Source organism: Helicobacter saguini, from assembly GCF_000762875.2.
Lineage (GTDB): Bacteria > Campylobacterota > Campylobacteria > Campylobacterales > Helicobacteraceae > Helicobacter_A > Helicobacter_A saguini.
In genome coordinates this window covers 1-21,222 of the sequence record NZ_JRMP02000023.1, presented here as the reverse complement: position 1 = coordinate 21,222, position 21,222 = coordinate 1, and the positions used below count along the sequence as shown (strand labels likewise).

Sequence of the window (21,222 nt, the reverse complement as noted above, 5' to 3'; positions counted from 1 at the left end):
GACAATAGAAAGGAAATATATGAGCATAGTTATACGCAATAAAAAGGCACATCATGATTATTTTATCTTAGAGCAGCTCGAGGCTGGGCTGGTACTTGCTGGTAGCGAGGTAAAAAGCCTTAGGAGGGGCAAGGCGAATTTGAAAGATAGTTTTGTAAGAATTGTGAATGCTGAAGCCTTTGTATTTGGGATGCACATAAGCTTTCTTAGCACGACAAATCCGCATTATAAGCCTGATGAAAAGCGCGCGCGAAAGTTGCTTTTGCATAGAAAGCAAATTGATAAACTTTTTGGGCAGGTTAGTCAAAAGGGCTTAAGTATTGTGCCGCTACAGGTGCATTTTAATAAAAAGGGCTATGCTAAAATGATAATTGCTTTAGCTAAAGGTAAAAAGGAGTTTGACAAACGCGAAACTATCAAAAAACGCGAACTAGATAAAGAGGCAAACGCCGCGATAAAGAAGTATAAATAAAGATATTACTTTGGAATCTAAAGTCATTTTTTACTACAACTTTCCAAAACTTTCCATTACTAAATTTCAAATTCCGTATTTTTTAAGATATAATCTTGCTTTATTCATAATCACTAAAAATTAGAACTAGATTCTAAAAAGGTAAGAAAATGTCAAACAACAACCAAGAAAAAAAAATAAATGGCTCTAGGATGCTAATTGAAGCCTTGCATTTAGAAGATGTCAAAGTGATTTTTGGCTATCCTGGGGGCGCTGTGCTAAATATTTATGATGAGATTTTTAAGCAAGATTACTTCCGCCACATCCTTGTGCGACATGAGCAAGCCGCCCTGCACGCCGCTGATGGCTATGCGCGCGCTAGTGGGAAAGTAGGCGTAGCTATCATTACAAGCGGTCCTGGCTTTACAAACGCGGTCACAGGCATTGCCACAGCCTTTACAGATTCTATCCCGCTAGTAGTCATAAGCGGTCAAGTTCCATTGCCACAAATAGGCACAGATAGCTTTCAAGAAATCGATGCGGTGGGCATTTCACGCCCCTGCACGAAGCATAATTACTTAGTGCAAAGCATAAAAGATTTACCGCGAATTATTAAAGAAGCCTTTTATATCGCGCGTAGCGGACGCCCCGGACCTGTGCTTGTTGATATTCCAAAGGATATTTCCGCGCAAATTGATTATTTTAATTACCCAAAGGCGATTTCCCTTGCGACTTACAAACCTACTATACGTGGGAACTTGCGGCAGATTAAAAAACTAGCGAATGTGATATTAGATTCTAAAAATCCGCTATTTTATATCGGTGGTGGCGCGGTAATTAGCGATAGCTTTGATGAAGTGCGTGAGCTGCTTAATCTAACGCAGATTCCTAGCGTTGAGACGCTTATGGCACGTGGCATAGCACAAGGCAGTGAAAACTTTCTAGGAATGCTAGGGATGCATGGCACTTATGCGGCGAATATGGCGGCTAGTGAGTGCGATTTGCTTATCTCGCTTGGGGCGCGATTTGATGATAGGGTGACAGGCAAGGTTAGCGAGTTTGCAAAATTTGCAAAAATCGCGCATATTGATATTGACCCTAGCTCTATCGGCAAGATTATTGAAGTGAATTACCCTATTGTAGGCGATTTAAAGCTTGTCTTGCAGGATTTAATAAATGAGCTGCGTGATAAGCCTTTAAGTGATTCAGTAGCTAGTGAGCGGCGTGCGTGGATTTCTAAGCTAAAAAAGTGGAGTGAAACTCATCCGCTAAAATATAAAGATTCTATAGAATCTAATGCCCTGCATATTAGTAAAAAGGAAGGGAAGTCCGTGAAGCCTTTGCTAAAGCCGCAGTGGGTGATTGAGCAAACAGGCAAGATTTTGGGTAGTCGCGCCGTGGTTAGCACTGATGTAGGGCAGCATCAAATGTGGGTAGCGCAATTCTATCCATTTAGCCAAAAGCGGCAATTTATCACAAGCGGTGGGCTAGGCACTATGGGATATGGACTGCCGGCAAATATCGGCGTGGCGGTGGCGTTAAGTGAAGCTAATTCCCCCACCCTTGCGGGGGATGCCACTTTTAGTTCCCCCACCCTTGCGGGGGGGGCTAGGGGGGGGGTAGAAAAAACCAACCATACCATAAACCAAAATGATAATTTAGATTCTATAAAAACACAGAATCTAGATTCTAAAAAACAAACAAATTTTACAAAAGCACAAGAACCCACCCCCCAACCCCCCCAAATATCAATATCAGGCAGGGAGGGGGGCTATAACCCTACCAAAGATTCTATAGAATCTAAGTCGCAAAATACTAAAAAAGATTCTAAAGATTCTATAGAATCTAACCAAAAAATCGCCCTTAGCTTTAGCGGTGATGGCGGCATTTTGATGAATATCCAAGAGCTAATGACTTGCGTTGAATCTAATATTAAAACCATAAACATTATCCTAAATAATGGCTATTTAGGAATGGTAAAGCAGTGGCAGGACTTTTTTTATGAAAAGCGTTTGAGCCACGTTGATTTAGCACAGCCAAATTTTACGCAACTTGCTAGTAGTTTTGGCGTTCTAGGACTTGAGGCACATACTAAAGAAGAGTTTATAAACGCACTGCAAACTGCGATAAATAGCCCTAAAACAAGCCTAATAAATGTCTGGGTGGATAGAGATGAAATCGTATTGCCGATGGTGCCAGGTGGCAACCCACTATACAAAATGATACTTGAATAGATTCTAAAGGTTATTAAAGAGATTAAAATGTGGCTTATTTTTGCGATTGGCTCGGCTATTTTTGCGGCACTTACTGCTATATTAGCAAAGATTGGCGTTGATGGTGTAAATTCTAGCTTGGCTACTGCTATCCGCACATTTGTCGTGCTTATTGTGTCGTGGTTTGTGGTGTTTGTGGTCGGCGCATTTGGAGAAATCAGCGAAATAAAGACTAAAAGCTGGGTGTTTTTGGTGTTATCTGGGCTTGCCACTGGGGCGTCATGGCTTTGCTATTTTAAGGCGTTAAATTTAGGAGAAGTCTCAAAAGTCGCCGTTGTCGATAAGCTAAGCGTTGTTATCACAATAATTTTTGCGGTTATTTTTTTAAATGAAAGTTTTAATCTAAAGACAATCATTGCTACCATTTTAATCACTTGCGGCGTGGTTTTAATGGCAATCTAGATTCTAAGTCTTATCTTTCCAAATATTGATTGTATTATTTTATATTACAAAAAGTTACATTTTGATAGATTTTTAAAAAATATCTTTAAAAGTTACATTTTTAAATGCAAATGAGAATAATTTTGTTACATTAAAAGAAGTTTCAAAATTTTAGTGAAGCTTAGTATTACAAAATGCTACATTTATATTTTTAAAATAGGAGTTTTTATGCACGCAGCACCGACAAAGGAGCAGGTTAAGGCTAGATTCTATAAATTTGTTACTTTTCGTAATAAATTTTGCGTTTGGCTATCTGTTGTGATTTTTGTGGCTTATTATGGTTTTATTGCTGGGATTGGCTTTTTCCCGCAGGTTTTGGGCTTTCGGCTTGGTCCTAGTGCGATAAGCCTTGGCATTCTTATGGGCGTCTCAATTATTGCGTTGTGTATCGTAAGCACAGGGCTTTACACGCTTTTTGCGAATAAATATTTTGACAAAGAGCAGGGCGAAATTATCGAAGAAATGGAAGACTTGAAAATGATAGAAGAGATGCAAAAATAAAGGATAAAAAATGAAAAACATTGAAAATAAGGAAGATTCTAAAGATATAGAATCTAAAAGCGTGAGATTGGATAAATTAGATTTTATAAAAAATAGATTCAATGAATCTATAGAATCTAGATTTTGCAAACCTGTAATAATTTTAGCGGCATTATCAACACAAATAGTTGCCGCCGCTGGACTAGACTTAGGTGACGTGCAAAAAGCCCCTGTTAATTACACCGCCATTTCTATGTTTTTATTCTTTGTCTTTGCTACTTTGGGTATCACATATTATTCTAGTAAGAAGTCAAAGTCTGCACAAGGATTCTATACTGCTGGGGGCAATATCACAGGGCTTCAAAATGGCTTTGCGATTGCTGGAGATTTTATGAGTGCCTCTAGCTTTTTAGGTATGGTAGCGCTTGTGTTTGCTATCGGCTTTGATGGGCTAATTTATGCAATCGGCGGCATTGTAGGATGGCCTATCGTGTTATTTTTAATCGCTGAGAAGTTTCGCAATTTAGGTAAATACACATTTGCAGATATTATCGCCTATCGTTTAGAATCTAGGAAAGTGCGCACCATCTCGGCAATCTCGGCACTTTGCGTCATCACATTTTATCTAATCGCACAAATGGTAGGCGCTGGAGGGCTAATTCAGGTGCTTTTTGGCTTATCTTATGATACCGCTGTAATAATCGTTGGAATCTTAATGATTTGCTATGTCGCATTTGGTGGAATGCACGCTACTACTTGGGTGCAAATTATTAAGGCTTGTTTGATGCTAGGTGGGGCTACATTTATGGCTTGTGTTATTATATATTTAAGCGGATTTGACCTTGCGTATTATTTTGGACGTGCTATAGAAAATCACGCAAAAGGAGAGGCGATAATGGCACCAGGCACATTTTTACCAGACCCTATTTCTGCTTTTTCACTAGCACTAGCTCTTATGTTTGGCACGGCTGGATTGCCACATATTTTAATGCGATTTTTTACCGTAAAAGATGCTAAAGAAGCTAGAAAGTCCGTATTTTACGCTACAGGATTAATAGGATATTTCTATATCTTAGTGTTTATTATAGCCTTTGGGGCTATTGCCTTTTTGATAGGTAATCCTGAGTTTGTAGATTCTAATGGTAAGTTTAATGTCGTGCCAAATATGGAGGCTATCGCTTTATCTAAAGTGCTAGGTGGAAATATGCTATATGGCTTTATGTCAGCGGTGGCATTTGCTACGATTTTAGCAGTCGTTGCTGGACTTGCAATATCTGGGGCTAGTGCGATTAGCCATGATTTATATGTGAATGTGATTAAAAAAGGCAAGTGCGAAGCAAAGCAAGAAATGCTTGTAACTCGCCTTGCTACTATATCAATAGGCATTTTGGCAATTATGCTAGGCATTGCATTTAAGGGACAAAATATCGCCTTTATGGTAGGACTAGCCTTTGCCATCGCTGCAAGTGTGAATTTTCCTATAATTTTACTTTGCATTTACTGGAAAAATTTGACTACAAATGGCGTGTTATATGGTGGCTTAATCGGCTTAGTGCTAGTAATGGTGTTAGTGCTACTTAGTGAATCTGTGTGGGTAGAAGTGCTAGGATTTGAAAAAGCTATTTTCCCATATAAACATCCAGCAATTTTTAGTATGCCTTTGTGCTTTTTGGCAATATATATTATCTCAAAACTAGATTCTAGCAAACGAGCTAAAATAGATAAAAGCGGCTTTAAAGCCCAAGATTTTAGAGCCCAAAGTGGTATAGGTATTAGCGAAGCGGTAGCTCACTAAAGCGATTATAGAATCTTAGATTCTGTATAATTTCTTAAAAATCTTATTTAAATAATATTACAGAAACTAGATTCTAAATTTAGTAATTTTTGTAGAATCTTATTCTAGATTCAGTAATTTTCATTATATATAGAATCTAAAATTTATAAACCCCAAGTTTTTACAATTTTACACACTCATATATATTTTTTAAAATAAAATTCATTTTTAGTTTTTTTAGTGTTAATTTGATTATAATGTAACTTGATGTGTAAATATTTTATACATTTTATAGAATCTACGCACATTAAATATTTTTAAAGGAAGACTATGAGCAAGAAAACGATGAAAGCCGCAGTGGTGAAAGAATGTGGCAAGCCATTAGTGATAGAAGAGCTAGAGATACCAAAGCCTAAACGTGGTGAGATTCTAGTCAAAATTGAGGCTTGTGGCGTGTGCCACACGGACTTACACGCGGTGGATGGCGACTGGCCTGTGAAACCTGCACCAAATATTATCCCAGGACATGAGGGCGTAGGTAGGATTGTGGAAGTAGGTGAAGGCGTTACGCACTTAAAAGTTGGTGATGCGGTGGGCATCCCTTGGCTATATAGCACGTGTGGGCATTGTGAAAAGTGCCTTGGCGGATGGGAGACCTTATGCAAAAATAAAGTGCGTGGTGGCTACACCGTCAATGGTGGATTTGCAGAATATGCAATCGGTGATGCTAACTATGTAGGCATTTTAGATAAGAATCTAACCCATCAGCAGCTTGTCGAAATCGCGCCGATTTTATGTGCGGGTGTGACGGTGTATAAAGGCTTAAAAATGACAGAGGCGCGTCCTGGTGAGTGGGTTACCATTTCTGGTATCGGCGGCTTAGGACATGTCGCCGTGCAATATGCCAAAGCGATGGGCTTAAGAGTAGCCGCTATTGATGTAGCTGATGAAAAGCTAGAGCTTGCTAAAAGTTATGGGGCTGAAGTGGTAGCAAATGCTAAAGAGCTAGGAGAGCAAGGAACGATTGATAAGATTGTAAAAGAGACAAAAGGCGGCACACACGGAGTGTTGGTCACTGCGGTGCATCCTGTGGCATTCAAACAAGCCTTAGCCGTGGTTAGAAGCGGTGGCACCGTTACGCTAAATGGCTTACCACCGGGTGATTTCCCTGTGAATATCTTTAATATGATTATTAATGGGACTACAATTCGTGGCTCTAGTGTCGGCACAAGGCTAGATTTACAAGAATCAATTGAGTTTGCCCAAACAGGTCGTGTAAAAGCCCACGTCCAACCTGCCAAGCTAGATTCTATCAATGAAATATTTGATGATATGCGAAAGGGTAAAATCAATGGTAGGATAGTGCTTGATATGGCGTTATAGTCGTAAAAAATGGGGGGTTAGATTCTATAAATTCTATTGAATCTAATAGAATCTATTGAAATAACTATGTTTTTGAAGCGAAAACATACTTATTTCAATATAAAAAGGAAAAATATGCAAAAGTTGAAAATTTTATTTTTAGGGGCTGGATATGCGAATATCTCGGCATTGAAAAGTATTAGGGCTGAGTATTTTGACAAGGCTGAAATCACACTTGTAAGTAAGCACAACTACCATTACCACACGGTTTTATTACACACAATCGCGGCTTGGGGAGAGAGCGTTAAAAATGTAAAATTCCCACTTGAGAAAATCTTAGATTCTAAGATTAAATTCTTGCAAGATAATGTCGTGGAACTAAGAGAAGATTCTGTAATGCTAGAGCAAAATGGCGAGTTAAAAGGCTATGATTATATCGTTAGTGGTTTGGGCTTTAGTAGCGAGAGTTTCGGTATTAAGGGTATTAGTGACTTTACGCTTAATATCCACTCTTACGAATCTGCCCTGAAAATACATGAGAAAATAAAGCAAAATATCTTGCGTTATAAAACAAGCAGTGATGAAAATGACTTGAAAATTATTGTGTGTGGCGGAGGCTTAACAGGCGTAGAATTTGCTAGTGAGTTAGCCCTAAGTGCCAAAGAAATTGCAGAATCTAATGCAATAGATTCTAAAAAAATCAAAATTTATATCATTGAGGCGATGCCTTCTATTTTGCCTATGTATAGCAAAGCCCTTGTGGCAAAGGCTTATAAGCGTTTAGAATCTTTGGGCGTGGAGGTGAAAAATAATGCGAAAATTTTGGAGTGCTTTGAAAATGGTATCAAAATCGCTGAATCTAGCGGGGAAAACACTTTAAATGCGAATAATATCATTTGGACTGCGGGGGTCAAAGGCAATGAAATCATCGCAAAAAGCAACTTTAAAAACGGGCGTAGCAAGGTCGAAGTCGGTGCGAATATGAAAAATATTGAGAATCTTTATCCAAAATATTTTTTTATCGGTGATAATTCGTGTCTAAAGGATGCACAAGGTGCGTTTTACCCGCCAACGGCGCAACTTAGCGTGCAAGAGGGCGTGGCGTTAGCGGGAAATATTATGAATCTAATTGATGGTAAAAATATAGAATCTAGCTTTGAATTTATCCCAAAAGCCTCCTTTTGTTCGCTAGGACGTGGCTATGCAATCGGCTATATTTACAACTTTCATTTTAGTGGTAAAATCGCTAGTTTCATCAAACACTTCATAGAATCTCGCTGGGTTAAAACGATATTGAAATAAGAGTTTAAATATTTAATTTTACGTAAATTTGTAATGAAGTAATACATGTTAGTGTATAATTTCAAATTTTTAAGGAGAAAATAAAAATGTTTAGAATATTTTTTAGTGTGTTTTTGTGTGTAAATATTATGTTTTGTGTCCCACAAAATATACAAGATGAATATGATGATATTTGTTGGAATTGCTATGACCCTAGCATTCCCATTCAAAATTTTTTGAATAGGAATAGAGAGATTCTAAAAAATTTATGCTTTAAAAATGATGTCAATGCCTGCATGATGATAGCAAATCTATATGCAAAAAGTGGCAATGATTTTGATGCACAAGATTATTGGCAAAAAGCTTGTAAGTTAGGTAACAAGGATGCTTGTCCTATGGTAGATTCAAAATAATATTTGAGAATTTTAAAGTGGTTAAATGAGAAGAAAAAATAACATGGAATCTAGTGAAATACCTAGTAATTTAAAACCTTATTACTTTGAAATCTTATTTAGTATGGATATTCAGCCTGGATATATAAATGAGATAATAAGTGAAATAATAAGTGGAGAAATTGCAAAGTATGACGAAGGTGTGGAATTTATCCAAAAAGATAAAATAGAGTTTAAATTAGATTCTAAAAATTTATAGAATCTAGATTCTATAAATCACATTTTAAAGTATTCCATATGTTTTTTGAGTGTGTCGCTTATTTGTTGCAGGTCATTTACGCTTTCATTTGCGTTATTTAGCGATTCGCTCGTGCTTATGCTTAAATCGCTTATGTGTTTTATATCTTGGGTAATACTTGCGATTGTGGCTTCTTGCTGGTTACTAGCCTCTGCTACTTCTTTTGCTTTGGTTAGTGAATCTTGGGCTTGGGCTTGTATATCATTTAGCAAACTTACGCAGTTTTGTATCATTTCTTGCCCTTGGCTAATTTGTGGGACCATCACTTCCATAGATTCTGCGCTAGATTCTATCCCGTGCTGTATTAGCTGCACCATTCGCGCGATTTCTGTCGTGCTATTTGCGGTGCGTTCTGCTAATTTTCGCACTTCATCAGCGACAACGGCAAAGCCACGTCCATGCTCTCCTGCTCTTGCCGCTTCTATTGCCGCATTCAGTGCTAATAAATTTGTTTGGTCAGCGATTTCAGCAATCAGGCTCGTTGAGTTGCTAATCTCTTGGCTTTGCTGCTGCAGACTGCGGATATTTGTCGCGGCTTCGTTGATTACTTCTGTGATTTTACTTACGCCTTCAGCCGTGCTATTTATCATTTCTACGCCTTTGTGGGAAAGCTCCACGCTTTTTTCTGTGTTTTCTTCGCTTAGTTTTGTAGCATTGCTTATTTCGCTTACCGCTTTGCTTACATCCTCGATTTTACTTGCGACTACTTTGCTACTTTCCATTTGCTCTTTTGCAGCCTTTTGGGCGATTTGCGAGACATTATAGACCTTGTGGGTAGAATCATAGATTTCACGAGATGAATTAACAATGGAGCGCACAATCTCCTTTAGCTTTGTTTGCATACTTGCGATTGAGTAAAGCATAGAATCTTTGTTACGATACTGCACATTTTCACTCAAATCGCCATTTGCAATCTTGCTAACGATAAGTGACGCAGTGTGCGGCTCGCCACCTAGCGAATTTAGCAGGCTTTTCACAATATAAATTGAAATGCTAACGCCTATCACAATGCTTAGCACAAGTAGCACTAGCAATAGAATCTTAAAGCTCTCCACAGACTCGCGTAAATGCTGCGTGGCGGCTTGATTTTTGGTCTCTTCTAAGTCGATAAATTTATTGATTTGAGCGAGCCATTCAGTAAAAAGGGGCGCGGCTTTTTGCAGATTTTCCATCGCTTTAGAATCATCACCGCCACTTTTTTTAATGCGGATAATCTCGTCAATAAAAGGCGTATTTTTTATGCGAATATCGCGTATAGCGTTATAAATCTGCGTTTCCGTGCTATCAAACATATTTTTGCTTATAAAAGTTTTTTCCATATTATCACGGGCTTCGTTGTAAAAGGCTTCAAGGCGTTGCATATCGGCAATTAGGGCGTTTAGGCGGCTTGTATCTTGTGATGGCGTAAGTATCACATCGCGAATATCTATGGAGCGGTCATGCACGCTGCCACGAAAATTGATTGCATATCGTTGTTTTAGCAGGTTTATATCATTTATCTCGCCCAAACTTTTGATAACATAATCGATTTTTAGTAAGCTAAAAAGTGTAATTACAAATGATAAAAGTAATAAGATTCCAAAGGCAAGACCTAAAGTCGTGCCAACTTTCATTTTGTTTTGTTGCATATTTTCTCCTTAATTATTTAGATTCTATAAACTTATTATTTTAACCTAAAATAGTTATATAGTTAACAATAAAATGGTTTTAAGTGGAAATTAAGGTAATTTTTGTTTAGGTTAGAAACTATCTAGTTTTTTATCATTAGTTTTAACAACAAGATAAATTAGATTCTAACCCTACCACTTTTCCCCAATGCCAATAAGTATGCAGCTTGTAAGGTATGGCGCGGCGCAATATGAGTAGGCTTTCGCGCCCACACCTAGCTCGTGCAATGCGGTATAGTAGCGTTGGGCGAATTTGAAATATCGCACTTGCGCCTTTTTCTCGCCTGCATCTTCACTCAAAACACCTCCCACACTTATGCCATCAAGGTCGTTATGCTCGCTAATTGACTTGATATAAAATTCGCTCAAAACGATATAAGTGCTTAGATTGTGGATGTCTTTTAGGCTTGCTTTGGCAAAATATGTGTGCGACATAACCTTTTTGCCATTAAATCGCACGAAGTTTTTTTCGAAAGATTGCTTATTGACTTGCCAATAGTAAGCCTCTAGTTTTTTTTCTTTTGCCTCCAAAACCTGCTTAGATTCTATATTTTTCCACGTTTTATAGCGATTATATTTTGGCTCATTTACATCCTCTGCGTATAAAACTTGCCACATAAAAATACCAAAAAACACGCATAAAAATAACTTTTTCATCACCTTAACCCTTTTTGGTATTTTAGCTAAAAAGTGTTATAGTAATTCATAGCCTTGGTTAGTTTAAAGCTTGTTTTAGAATCTTTAAGGCGTGAAATTTTAGAATCTAGATTCTATTCACTAAGCTTTATCCCGCGTTTCATATCGTCTAGATATTTGTCGTATAGATTGATATTTTCTTGCATTTTGGGTAACGCGTTGATTTTAAAGTTTTGCATATCATTCATCGCACTCAAAACATCGTTAAATGCGCCCTTTAGCTTATCCATATCAAGCATTGCACTTGCCGCACTTTGCTGGATTTGATTGCCTTGCTCTTTTAGTTTCGCGCCTGTGTGGGCGATTAAATCGCTAGTTTGCGCATTAATATCCTGCACCGCCTTTAGCACACGCTGCTGCTGCTCTAAGCCTTGCGCCGTAATGATTGCCACATTTAGCGCATTTAGCGTTACGCTTTTTGTCCTATCCACGCTATTTATCAGCTCTTTATTGTTGTTTATTAGCGTTTTTAGGGCGATTTCACCCTGCGTATGCACTAAGATTTGCTGCTGAAAATCCATTATTTTTTGCTTTAGCGGAAATAGAATCTTATTTTGCACTTCTTGCTTATTATCTGGTGTTAGCTCGATTCCTTCATAGCTTTGCACTGCCGTCACGCTCGGGACTACCGCTGTGCTAGTAGATTCAGTATTTGTCTCGCCCCATTGCGGCGTCTTAGAATCTACAGGCGACCCGCTCAAAACAGATTCTATATAATTATTCGCTTCTTGTGCGATTTCTAGCTTACTTTGCAGCTTTTTAGCAAGCTCTGCGTTGCGTTTTGCCTCGATATCAAGGGCGACATTATCGCGCTCTAGCACCTCTTTACTGCTATCAAGTTTGCGAATTATCTCGCTAATTAGCTCCTTATTATCATCAAATTTTTGGAAATATTTTTTCATCTTGCCTTTTGCCCCGCCAAAAAGCTTATCAAAAAATCCAACCTTAAAATTATTAGGATTTAGCTCATTTATGGTATTTTGCAGGCTGGTTAGCGCGTCAAAGACAGGCTTATCTCTGCCCTCCAAATTCGCTAGGTTGCCTCTCACCATCTCGCTAATTTGCATACTTTCAGCCTTTTCCTGCCTTGCAAACTTATCGACCATATCCCTATCGATGTTCCCTTTAGAAATGTTCTTACTTAGCTCGTCAATTAGGACATTTTTTTTATTTTCTTGCATTTTGTTATCCTTATTTTTGCTTTAAATCTTAGAATCTAAGCTTTGATTCTATCCTATTTTTGTGGATTCTAAAAATACATTTTATGCTAAAATTCCATTTACCAAATTTCAAAGTGGCAAAATGAGTGCGTTAAAAGTCTTTCAAATCACCTTGCCTGTGGCGTTTGCATACATTTTTTTAGGGATGGCTTTAGGGATTTTGGCATCCAGCAATGGCTTTTCGTTGTTGCAAAGCTTGGCGATTTCATTTTTTGTGTATTCTGGCTCTGCGGAGTTTTTGCTTATTTTTTTTATTGTGGCTGGGGAGTCTTTGCTAGGCATTTTTGTAACGCTTTTTTTGCTCTCTTTTAGGCATTTTTTTTATTCTTTAAGTTTATTGAGTGAAATTCGCGGCTTAAATTTCTTGCGACATTATGTTATTTTTGCTTTAAGTGATGAGAGTTTTGCGCTTCTTAGCACATATAAGGCTGAATTTTTTAGTATAAAAAGTTCTAAAAAACGAAGCTTTTTTTGTGCCTTATTATGCTTTTTAAATCAAAGCTATTGGCTTATCGGCGTGGCTTTGGGCTTTATTTTTCAGCAAAATGTAGCGTTTGATTATTCTGGCATTGAGTTTAGCTTAAATGCCCTTTTTATCGTCCTAGCGTGTGAAGCCTTTCGGCAAAATCCTAATAAGAAACTCCTTGCAATCGCCGCAATTATCGGGCTTTGTGGTTTTTTATTTATCCCAAAATCATATATGCTTTTTATTTGTCTAAGCATTTCTTTGGTGATTTTACTATTTTTTAAAAGGGGCAAAAATGTTTGATTCTAAATACTTTATTTTATGCGTATTTATGGGCTTTCTAGCGACTTATGGTAGTAGAATCTTGCCCTTTTTTTTATTTAAAAAATCAAGGGAAAATAGCCAAACTTTGTCATTTATACAAAAAAATATGCCACTTATGATTATGGTGATACTTGTATTTTACACGCTATTTAGTTATGATTTTTCTAACTCTAAAATACTTTATAGTTTCATATTTTGTAGTTTTTTAGCCTTAATATTACAGATTGTAAGCAAAAACGCCCTGCTTAGCATTTTTATTTCTGTGATTGTTTATATGATTTTTCTGCGATTTTTTTAGCTAAAATTATGCTTTTTTAAGGATTTTTATGCAAGAAATTAAAGACTTTTTTGTTAGTGTTTATGGTGGTGATTTTAGTTTAGAATCTACTTTAGAATCTAGCCAAAATGCCCTAAATACGCCCTTTTTAGATTCTATAAATTTGGATATTAAAGCAATTATTTTAAGTGTAAATGAGCAAAATTTTAGCACTTTTAGCAAAACTGATATTTTTAAAGAAATTATGAAAAATGTAATTTTAGATTCTAAAAATACTGAATCTAATAATTTAGATTCTATAAAAAATTTAGATTCTATCAAATTAGCGCAAAATTATATTTTAGAGCATATAAATGCGAGTGATTTAAAGGGTTTAAAGCCCTATATTACGCGGCTTAACGCGGTTGAGATTTTAGATAATGCAAGTAGTAAAGGGCTAATAAATTGCTTTAATAAATTAGCAAAAAGTTTAGAATCTAAGAATAAAAAGCAAGAAAAAGTTCTAAATTTAGTAGCTTTAAAAGAAGAGTTAGAATCTATTTATAAAAATTTGCTAACGCTAAATCTAGATTCTAAATTCTATGAAAATTTAGAAAAAATAAAAAATAATATGCAAAATAACAAGTTTTCAATCGGTATCACAGGCGTCCTTAGCGCTGGGAAAAGCACATTTTTAAACGCGCTTTTGGGTAGCGAAATTTTAGGCACATCCGCCATTCCAGAGACGGCAAATCTTACAATTTTGCGATATAGCCAAACTCAAAAGGCGCGCGTGCATTTTTGGAATACAAATGAGTGGCAGAGTTTATTAGAATCTAGCAAATATGATAAAAGTTTGAGCGCATTTGTGAAGCAAAGTGAGAATCTTTTTGGCGAGAAATTGAGAGAATATGTTACGAAAAGTAGCAGAATTATTGATATTGATTTAAAAGAGTTACCTATTTACACATCGGCGAATGACCCATCAAAATTGTGTAATTTGGTAAAAGAAGTCGAGCTTTTTTGCGACTTAAAATTCTTGCAAAATGGCGTGGAAATCGTGGATACACCGGGCTTAGATGACCCTGTGATAAAGCGTGAAGAGATTACGAAAAGTTACATTGAAAACTGCGATTTGCTAGTTCATGTGATGAATGCGAGCTGCGCTGCCACGCAAATTGACATTGATTTTATTTTGAATGCCTTGCTTTCGCAGAATATTTCGCGGCTACTTGTGATACTAACGCGCATTGATTTAATTAGTGAAAGTGAGCTTTCTAAGTGCCTAGAATACACGAAGTCTAGCCTTGAAATGCAGCTAAAAAGAGCGAATGTAAGCAATTTAGATTCCATAATTAATCGCATTACTTTTATCCCGGTGGCTAGTTTTCTTGCCCTTTTGTGCCGCACAGGGCGTGAAAGCGAGGCGGAGAGCAAGGGCTATAATATGGAAAAAACGGGTATTTTAAATGTGGAAAAATACCTAAGCGATGTGCTTTTGGGTGAGAATAGCTATAAAATGAAAGATATTTTATTTTTGGCATATCGTGGATTTTTACGCCAGAGTTTGTTACAAAAAGAAACGCTTGAGATAGAATCTAAAATCTTAAATGCTTCAAAAAGTAACATAGATTCTATGCTAAAAGAGCTAGAAAATGAGAATGAAATGTTACTAAAAAAGCTAGATTCTAAGAATGATGAGATTATTAAAAAGGGAAAAGAGTTAGAAACTTTTTTGCAATCTATGCAAAATTTTGTGGAAAAAAGCCTAAAAAAAGAGCAAGAAAAAATCGCAAATAGGCTTTATGAGGACGCAAAATATGAGTATGAAAAGGGCGGGAAGCCTTCGCGTGAAAGGGTAGATTCTATCATTTCGCAAGGTTTTAGTGATTGCTTTAGCGATTTAAGTCGCGAGTATAGCTATAAAATCGCGCAAAAAATTCAGGGCTTAATTGAGTCAAATTTTGCTGAATCTAGCGAATTGCACGCGGATACTAGCTCATTAGATTCTAAAAATTTAAAGCCTTTGCAGTCGCCAAAATTTGATTTTACTCCGCCAAAAGAGGGGATAAATAAAATGCTTTTTAGTGTGCAAAATGCCGCATACGAGCTAATTTCAAGCCATAGTAAAAGTAGCGAATTTGAGCTACCGCAAAAGCTAGATTCTGTATTTAGCCAAAATTTTGATAGTTTTAATAATATTATAAAAGAAAAAAACAAGTCCATAGAATCTGCGTTGCTAGAGTTTTTTAACGCAAAGGCAAACTTGCAAAAAGATTCTATAAAAGCTCAAATTGCTTTAAAAAATGCCACGATAAAAGCGACTTTAGATAAGCGAAATGACCCAAATAATGAGAAACTAAAAGAAAAAATAAACGCCCAACTGCACGAACTTCCACTCATAATAAACGAGCTAAAATATGTGTGCGATGAACTTGCATAAACCTTAAAAAATATAGAATCTAGATTCTATAAAATCAGAATTTTGATATACATCTTGTTTTTTAAACTACCTTAGAATCCTTTATTAAAATCTATTTTTAAATCTAGCACTTCTGTTGGGAATATATATGGTCTAGCAGAAGGCAGCCCATATACCAGCTTAGAGTAGATTCTATCGCTAAGTATGTCATATGGATTAATACCTCTATAAGTGTATGTTCTAGTTCTAGTGACTACAATCTGCCACATTGTTAGATAATAATGTTTTATGCTCTCCATTGTTGAGTCTTTATCTCTTGGGTCTTTTATTAGCCCTTGCTCTCTTGCTAGGACTAATCCCATCATTTTTATACTACCACCATATATACATCCTTGCACTTGTGCACTTAAGTCTATCATTAAATCAGGGGGGAATTTATCATCAAAATATGGGTCCAAACCATTAATTAAACCTCTTTTACTAGCAGATTTTTGAGCATAATCCCACATAGCAACTGCTCTAGGACGCGAAGCGTGTTGCATAAATAAGCCTTGTGTATAATCTTTTGCAAGTTTTTCTATGCCACTTGTCTTACCTAAAGCTATTGAGCAACGAATACAAGCATGATATGGGATAAGTGCGTAAGCGGTAGTCCAAACACCTTGAGCTCCATAATTACTCCCCGCCATATAAAAGGCTAATGGACTTTGATATTTTATAGCAGCAGCAAGATAGAGTTCAGCGGCAAATATTGTTCCTTTAATACCTCGTCTTTGTCCTTCTTCATCTATTGCCTCCCATACAATAGATTCTAAGGCGTGATTATAACACTCTAGTGCTACTTCTCTTACTAACCCTAAATCATAAATATCTAAATCATTATACAATCTATCTTCATCAATACACCATTTATATAACTGATAATACAAATAGCTTATATCTCCTATTTTTTCGCTCAATAAATCTTTTACTATTTTATTACATTCATACATATCCTTTTTGTTTTCATCTCCACCTTTTAAATGTGATTTTTTGAATAATAGCTTTGCTAGTTCTACTCCTGCTTTTAAGTATCTTTCATTATAGGCTATTCTTAGATTCTGTAATATTTCTTGTTGTATCTTAGAATCTAAATTATTAAAATCTATTTTAGACTTAGATTCTAGAATCTTAGTTGCTTTATCATACGCTTTTTTAGCCGTATCACTTATTCTATCACTATATACATAATCTTTGTAATCTACATTGACATAAGGAAATAAGCTTGATTTTAACTCACTTTTTCTTACTATCATTTTTCGCTGTTCTTTATAGCTTAGCTTTACAAACTTTGCCTTTTCTTCTTTGCTCCATTTCATACCATTGCCATTTGGGGATGGACGATATGATTTTAGAGTTTGCATAATGGTATTAAGCTCATGTAATCTCATATCTTCTTGTGATTTAAAGTTATATTTTGAAGTATCATTTTTTGCCTCTTCTTCTATTCTATTCCATATATCAATTTCGCGATATTTAAATATTGCACCTTTCATCTTTTTCCTTTAATCTTGTATATCTATTGTTGTTGGGATAAAATCTTTATCATAGATTAAACTACCTAGTAATTCTACTTCTTGTCTGTTTTCTCCATTATAATTTGGTTCATCAAATGCGTTAGTATATATCAAGTAATTATATTCTGCTACTCGTTTTAGTTGTATTAAAAAATCTCTACTATATCTCATAGGCTTTGAAGCTATAAAATTTTCATCATCATTACTAGCATTTATATCTTTTTTTATTTTTGTCCTTATAAGATTCTTGGTATCTATAAGAGTTTTTGGATTAAAGAGTTGGTTTATTTTATCTATTGTTACATTTGGTATTCTTTGCGTTAGATATAAGGTGTGCTCTTTATTAGCTAATCCTATGTAGTGCAAGACCTTGCAATATGCTTCTTTGAATATAGAATCTGATTGTGTGTGAAAAGTATTAAGAGATAATGTTTTCATATTTTTTCCACATATATATTTTCTTAATAATTGCAATGTGTGTATAAGTGTTAAATCTTTGTTTTGTATGAATCCTGCTAGAGAGCTATTATGAATACACCATCCGCTATTAAATGGTGAACCACCTATGAGCATAGCACTAAAATCAGCACAAACAAATGTTTGTCTAATAGAATCTGGCACATACATATATACACTATCTTTTTCCCATTTTGCATAAGGCATAGGTTTGTAACGTCTTTGTGATAATAATAGCATGGCTATATCTTCTCTTAAACTATCTCGTTGTAAATTAGGGAAAATAATATCAAATATAGAATCTATTGTAAAATCTATAATAAAATTAAGTCCTAAAGCCTTAAAATCATTAATATTTATTTTATAAAAAAACTCATCATATTTAATTTCCAATAGATATTTTATCGTTGATTGGAACATTTCTTCTGATTTATGTATGCCAAATATTGCCGACAATGAGCTATTAGCTAATGTTGGTTTATTAAAAAAATATGCTATTGCCTTATCGCCAATAGTTTTTTCAATATTATTTAATGCTTTTTGGAATGCTTTTTCAATGTTTATATTTGAGCTATTTTTAATCTCATATTCAGTTATTTTAATTGTTTGTGAAATAAATAACGCATTTGATAGTATATAATGTCCTTTATTGTGTTTTGCAAAATCAACAAACACTATAAAGCAAAAATTTATATAAGCTTTATCACTTAGAATTTTTGTGAATATAGAATGTGGAATAGGTGTAATTTTTTCTACAATATTTATTATGATATGTGTATTTATAGAATCTATTGATGAAAATAAATCTTTATAAGTATCTTTGGTGTTGTCAATTTTAGAATTATATACACTTAGTATCTTACTTTCTAGTTTTTCAGAATCTTTAATATCTTGCAGTGAAAAATATTCTTTTATAGCTAATTGCGAAAATCTTATAAGATTTGCAGGAAAATTATCCTTGTGTGTTTGCAATAACTTTTCTATATCATTTTTTTTATTTTCTATATCTTTTTTAAAATCATTTATGTTTAATAGATTTGTATCTTGAAAATATGATATAAGAATGGATAAATCATTTAAACATAACATTAGCAATTTAAAGTTATTTTCTATAGAATCAAAGGCTTTTTTTATTGCGTTTTTTTCTTTAGGATATTTTATTTTTACATTTTTTATTAAAGATTCTGTATCATTTCTATCAATCCAAGGATTAAGTTCTGCTTTACTAACTACATCTTGTAAGTCAATATAAAATTTCATTAATTCACTTAAATCTATATTTTTAAATTGTAAATGTCCGCCAATGTTTATTAATATTTTATCAAATATTTTTTTTATCTTTACTTGTCTTTGTTTCGTTAGAAATGCTAACAAATCATTATTAAAATCATCGCCAACTATTTTATCTATATTTCTTACATACTCAAGCATATTGCTTCTTAGTGAAATAAAATAATCTTGCTTATTTATGCGACATATAGATGTCATAAATGTGATATTATGTTGCGTGTCTGTGTTGTCAAGACATAGTTTTTTTATATGTTTTTGTATTTTATATTCAAAAGATTCTGTATGCAAAGGCGTTGTAAGAATTAAAACATCTTTATGTATAGGTTTATTATTTTGATTTGAAATTTTGAAACTTTGTAATAACAAATCATATATTATAACAGAACTAAAACTTTGTGTTTTGGCTAATATAAAATTATGAGATTTTAAAAGCAAGTTTTTTATATGTTGAAATGCTGAGCTTATTTCTATATTTTCGCTTGTTTCAAAAGTTGTATGTGTAATTGTAGAATTATAAGCGATATAATTATTTTTAGGATTTATTTTTTGATTAAATTTTACATAATTATGGAATTTTATAAATAAATATTCCAGTGGATTTTGTTGTATTTCTAATGGGTCATATATTGCCCCTATTAATCCTGTGAAAAGTGATAGTTGTGCAAAATTTTTGTCATCAATCTTGCAAATATCTTTCGTATTAATAGTTTTATTATTGGATAAAGAAAATTCTATTAAATGCTCAAATGAAGTAAATATATTTCTAGTGTTGCAAGATTCTATAACAATTTTTGATATTGTGGAATTATTTGCAACATTAATATTTTCAATACGAAAAGCCCCATATTGCTCATTAGTAATATTAATAAAATGTGCTGCTTGATACGAACTATCCATCACATCCATAATACATAAAATATGTCCAAAATAAATAGATATATTATTTTTAAATTCAATTTTTTTGTCTTTATCCTTTAAATTTATGTATATATCTTTCATAAATATTAAACATGAAAACACAATAAGTATAAAGCGAACTTGGGGGTGATTAGTGAAAAGCAACCTAGCAATATTTTGTGCCAATTTTAATTTTTTTTTATCTGCAAGATAAAATAATAATAATGGGATTCCAGCTTTGTTAATAAAATTTTTAGTTATTTCAATAATGATTTTTTCCTTTTCTTCTAAAGAATATTTATTAGCAGATTCAATATATTTTTGTAATTTATCATTATATTGCTTTTTTAATGATTGAGATTGCTTAAATAATATTAATGAATTTGTAAGATTAGAATCTTTTAGTAGATTTTCTATCTTTTGGTGATATTTTGCCAAATTATTAAAATAATCTTTATAAGAAATTTGATTTGATATATCATATTTTTCTTGCTTAAAATTATCAATAAATTCTAGCAATCTATTTAAGGCGTAATTAAGATTTATATAAGGGATATTTTCTTTATAATCAATAAATTGTATTGTATTTGGCGTAATAAGTTTTTCCAAATTATCACTTAAGCTAGTTTCTCCTATACGTATATCATATTGAGAGCCAAAGAACATATCTAGCTGGGTGAATATTGCCATATTATTCCTCTAAATATGCGGTATCAAATTTATTTTTTAGTGGTATCAAATAAATTGCAAACATTCTTATTAAGATGTAAAATATAAATATATTCACCCATAAATCAGTAATATTATAATATTCTAAAATTATTGTTAACGCACTTGATATAACTATAAAAACAATTTCTAGCAAATATCTATAATGCTTATATTGAGTATGACAATGCTTACATTCAACCATTCTATATCCTAAAAGATTACCACCTACTTCATTTGTTATTTTATTTATGCTATCTCCACAATGTTCACATATTACCTTAAAAGCCATTCTTAACCTTTTGTGTTAGATTCTATAATTATAACAAATTTTATATTAGAATCTTTTTATCTCACTTCTAATCTTATTTTACTTGTCCCACTAGGTGCTAATAAGATTTTACCTTGTATATTTAGATTTATTTCTTTATCATCACATTCTCTTATATAATCTCTTTTTAAATCAATAAAGTCTCCATAACCATATTCTAAATCTTTAGAATCTATTTTAG

18 protein-coding genes and 2 pseudogenes are annotated in these 21,222 nt (G+C 34.2%); 14 read left to right on the top strand and 6 right to left on the bottom strand.

Annotation, left to right across the window (positions count from 1 at the left end; translation table 11 throughout):
- Nucleotides 1-19: 19 nt before the first annotated feature.
- From smpB to LS64_RS10760, 11 genes and pseudogenes are all read left to right on the top strand, one after another.
- Complete coding sequence (gene smpB, locus LS64_RS10800; protein ID WP_034570896.1) at nt 20-472, top strand: SsrA-binding protein SmpB; 453 nt, start codon at nt 20-22, stop codon at nt 470-472.
- Nucleotides 473-621: 149 nt separating this feature from the next.
- Nucleotides 622-2,163, top strand: a pseudogene (gene ilvB, locus LS64_RS10795) (biosynthetic-type acetolactate synthase large subunit); the annotation flags it as partial.
- Between the two features lie 156 nt (nt 2,164-2,319).
- Nucleotides 2,320-2,454: pseudogene (locus LS64_RS14050) on the top strand (thiamine pyrophosphate-dependent enzyme); the annotation flags it as partial.
- Between the two features lie 9 nt (nt 2,455-2,463).
- Nucleotides 2,464-2,685 (top strand): thiamine pyrophosphate-dependent enzyme, encoded by a 222-nt coding sequence (locus LS64_RS14045; protein WP_419880015.1) that lies wholly within the window; start codon nt 2,464-2,466, stop codon nt 2,683-2,685.
- A 27-nt stretch (nt 2,686-2,712) separates the two neighbouring features.
- Nucleotides 2,713-3,126: an EamA family transporter gene (locus tag LS64_RS10790; protein ID WP_034570893.1), complete on the top strand. Its 414-nt coding sequence runs from the start codon at nt 2,713-2,715 to the stop codon at nt 3,124-3,126.
- A gap of 207 nt (nt 3,127-3,333) precedes the next feature.
- On the top strand, nt 3,334-3,666 hold the full coding sequence (locus LS64_RS10785; RefSeq protein ID WP_034570890.1) for a DUF485 domain-containing protein: 333 nt from the start codon (nt 3,334-3,336) through the stop codon (nt 3,664-3,666).
- A gap of 10 nt (nt 3,667-3,676) precedes the next feature.
- The gene (locus LS64_RS10780; protein ID WP_081948278.1) at nt 3,677-5,440 is read left to right on the top strand and encodes a cation acetate symporter; all 1,764 of its coding nucleotides are present in this window, start codon (nt 3,677-3,679) and stop codon (nt 5,438-5,440) included.
- A 309-nt stretch (nt 5,441-5,749) separates the two neighbouring features.
- Complete coding sequence (gene adhP, locus LS64_RS10775; protein ID WP_034570887.1) at nt 5,750-6,802, top strand: alcohol dehydrogenase AdhP; 1,053 nt, start codon at nt 5,750-5,752, stop codon at nt 6,800-6,802.
- Nucleotides 6,803-6,916: 114 nt separating this feature from the next.
- Nucleotides 6,917-8,083 carry an NAD(P)/FAD-dependent oxidoreductase gene (locus tag LS64_RS10770; RefSeq protein ID WP_034570885.1) on the top strand — a complete coding sequence of 389 codons (1,167 nt, stop codon included), beginning with the start codon at nt 6,917-6,919 and terminating at the stop codon, nt 8,081-8,083.
- A gap of 86 nt (nt 8,084-8,169) precedes the next feature.
- Nucleotides 8,170-8,475, top strand: a complete 306-nt coding sequence (locus LS64_RS10765) for a DUF1955 domain-containing protein (protein ID WP_034570882.1) — start codon at nt 8,170-8,172, stop codon at nt 8,473-8,475.
- A 25-nt stretch (nt 8,476-8,500) separates the two neighbouring features.
- Nucleotides 8,501-8,713, top strand: coding sequence for a hypothetical protein (locus LS64_RS10760; protein ID WP_034570879.1), 213 nt, complete (start codon nt 8,501-8,503; stop codon nt 8,711-8,713).
- 17 nt (nt 8,714-8,730) lie between these two features.
- On the opposite strand, the gene LS64_RS10755 is transcribed toward LS64_RS10760, so the two are convergent.
- The 3 genes from LS64_RS10755 to LS64_RS10745 form a co-directional block, all read right to left on the bottom strand.
- On the bottom strand, nt 8,731-10,380 hold the full coding sequence (locus LS64_RS10755) for a methyl-accepting chemotaxis protein (protein WP_034570877.1): 1,650 nt from the start codon (nt 10,378-10,380) through the stop codon (nt 8,731-8,733).
- 171 nt (nt 10,381-10,551) lie between these two features.
- On the bottom strand, nt 10,552-11,076 hold the full coding sequence (locus tag LS64_RS10750; protein ID WP_052062382.1) for a hypothetical protein: 525 nt from the start codon (nt 11,074-11,076) through the stop codon (nt 10,552-10,554).
- A gap of 113 nt (nt 11,077-11,189) precedes the next feature.
- Entirely contained in the window at nt 11,190-12,296 is a 1,107-nt protein-coding gene (locus LS64_RS10745; protein ID WP_034570871.1) for a toxic anion resistance protein, read from the bottom strand.
- A gap of 121 nt (nt 12,297-12,417) precedes the next feature.
- Between LS64_RS10745 and LS64_RS10740 the strand changes: the two genes are divergently transcribed.
- Genes LS64_RS10740 through LS64_RS10730 form a run of 3 tightly spaced genes read left to right on the top strand, consistent with a single transcriptional unit; the run spans nt 12,418 to nt 15,824 of the window.
- Nucleotides 12,418-13,104 (top strand): AzlC family ABC transporter permease, encoded by a 687-nt coding sequence (locus LS64_RS10740; protein ID WP_034570868.1) that lies wholly within the window; start codon nt 12,418-12,420, stop codon nt 13,102-13,104.
- On the top strand, nt 13,097-13,423 hold the full coding sequence (locus LS64_RS10735) for an AzlD domain-containing protein (RefSeq protein ID WP_034570866.1): 327 nt from the start codon (nt 13,097-13,099) through the stop codon (nt 13,421-13,423). Before LS64_RS10740 ends, LS64_RS10735 begins: the two co-directional genes overlap by 8 nt.
- A gap of 28 nt (nt 13,424-13,451) precedes the next feature.
- Complete coding sequence (locus LS64_RS10730) at nt 13,452-15,824, top strand: dynamin family protein (RefSeq protein WP_052062381.1); 2,373 nt, start codon at nt 13,452-13,454, stop codon at nt 15,822-15,824.
- A 71-nt stretch (nt 15,825-15,895) separates the two neighbouring features.
- Here the strand turns inward: LS64_RS10730 and LS64_RS10725 are convergent, their stop codons facing one another.
- The 3 genes from LS64_RS10725 to LS64_RS10715 all read right to left on the bottom strand — a co-directional run bounded on the left by LS64_RS10725 (nt 15,896) and on the right by LS64_RS10715 (nt 21,002).
- A complete protein-coding gene (locus LS64_RS10725) occupies nt 15,896-17,338 on the bottom strand; it encodes a hypothetical protein (protein WP_034570863.1) in 1,443 nt (480 codons plus the stop codon).
- Nucleotides 17,339-17,347: 9 nt separating this feature from the next.
- Nucleotides 17,348-20,611: a hypothetical protein gene (locus tag LS64_RS10720; protein ID WP_138127347.1), complete on the bottom strand. Its 3,264-nt coding sequence runs from the start codon at nt 20,609-20,611 to the stop codon at nt 17,348-17,350.
- Between the two features lie 82 nt (nt 20,612-20,693).
- Nucleotides 20,694-21,002, bottom strand: coding sequence for a hypothetical protein (locus LS64_RS10715; RefSeq protein WP_034570858.1), 309 nt, complete (start codon nt 21,000-21,002; stop codon nt 20,694-20,696).
- Between the last annotated feature and the right edge of the window lie 220 nt (nt 21,003-21,222).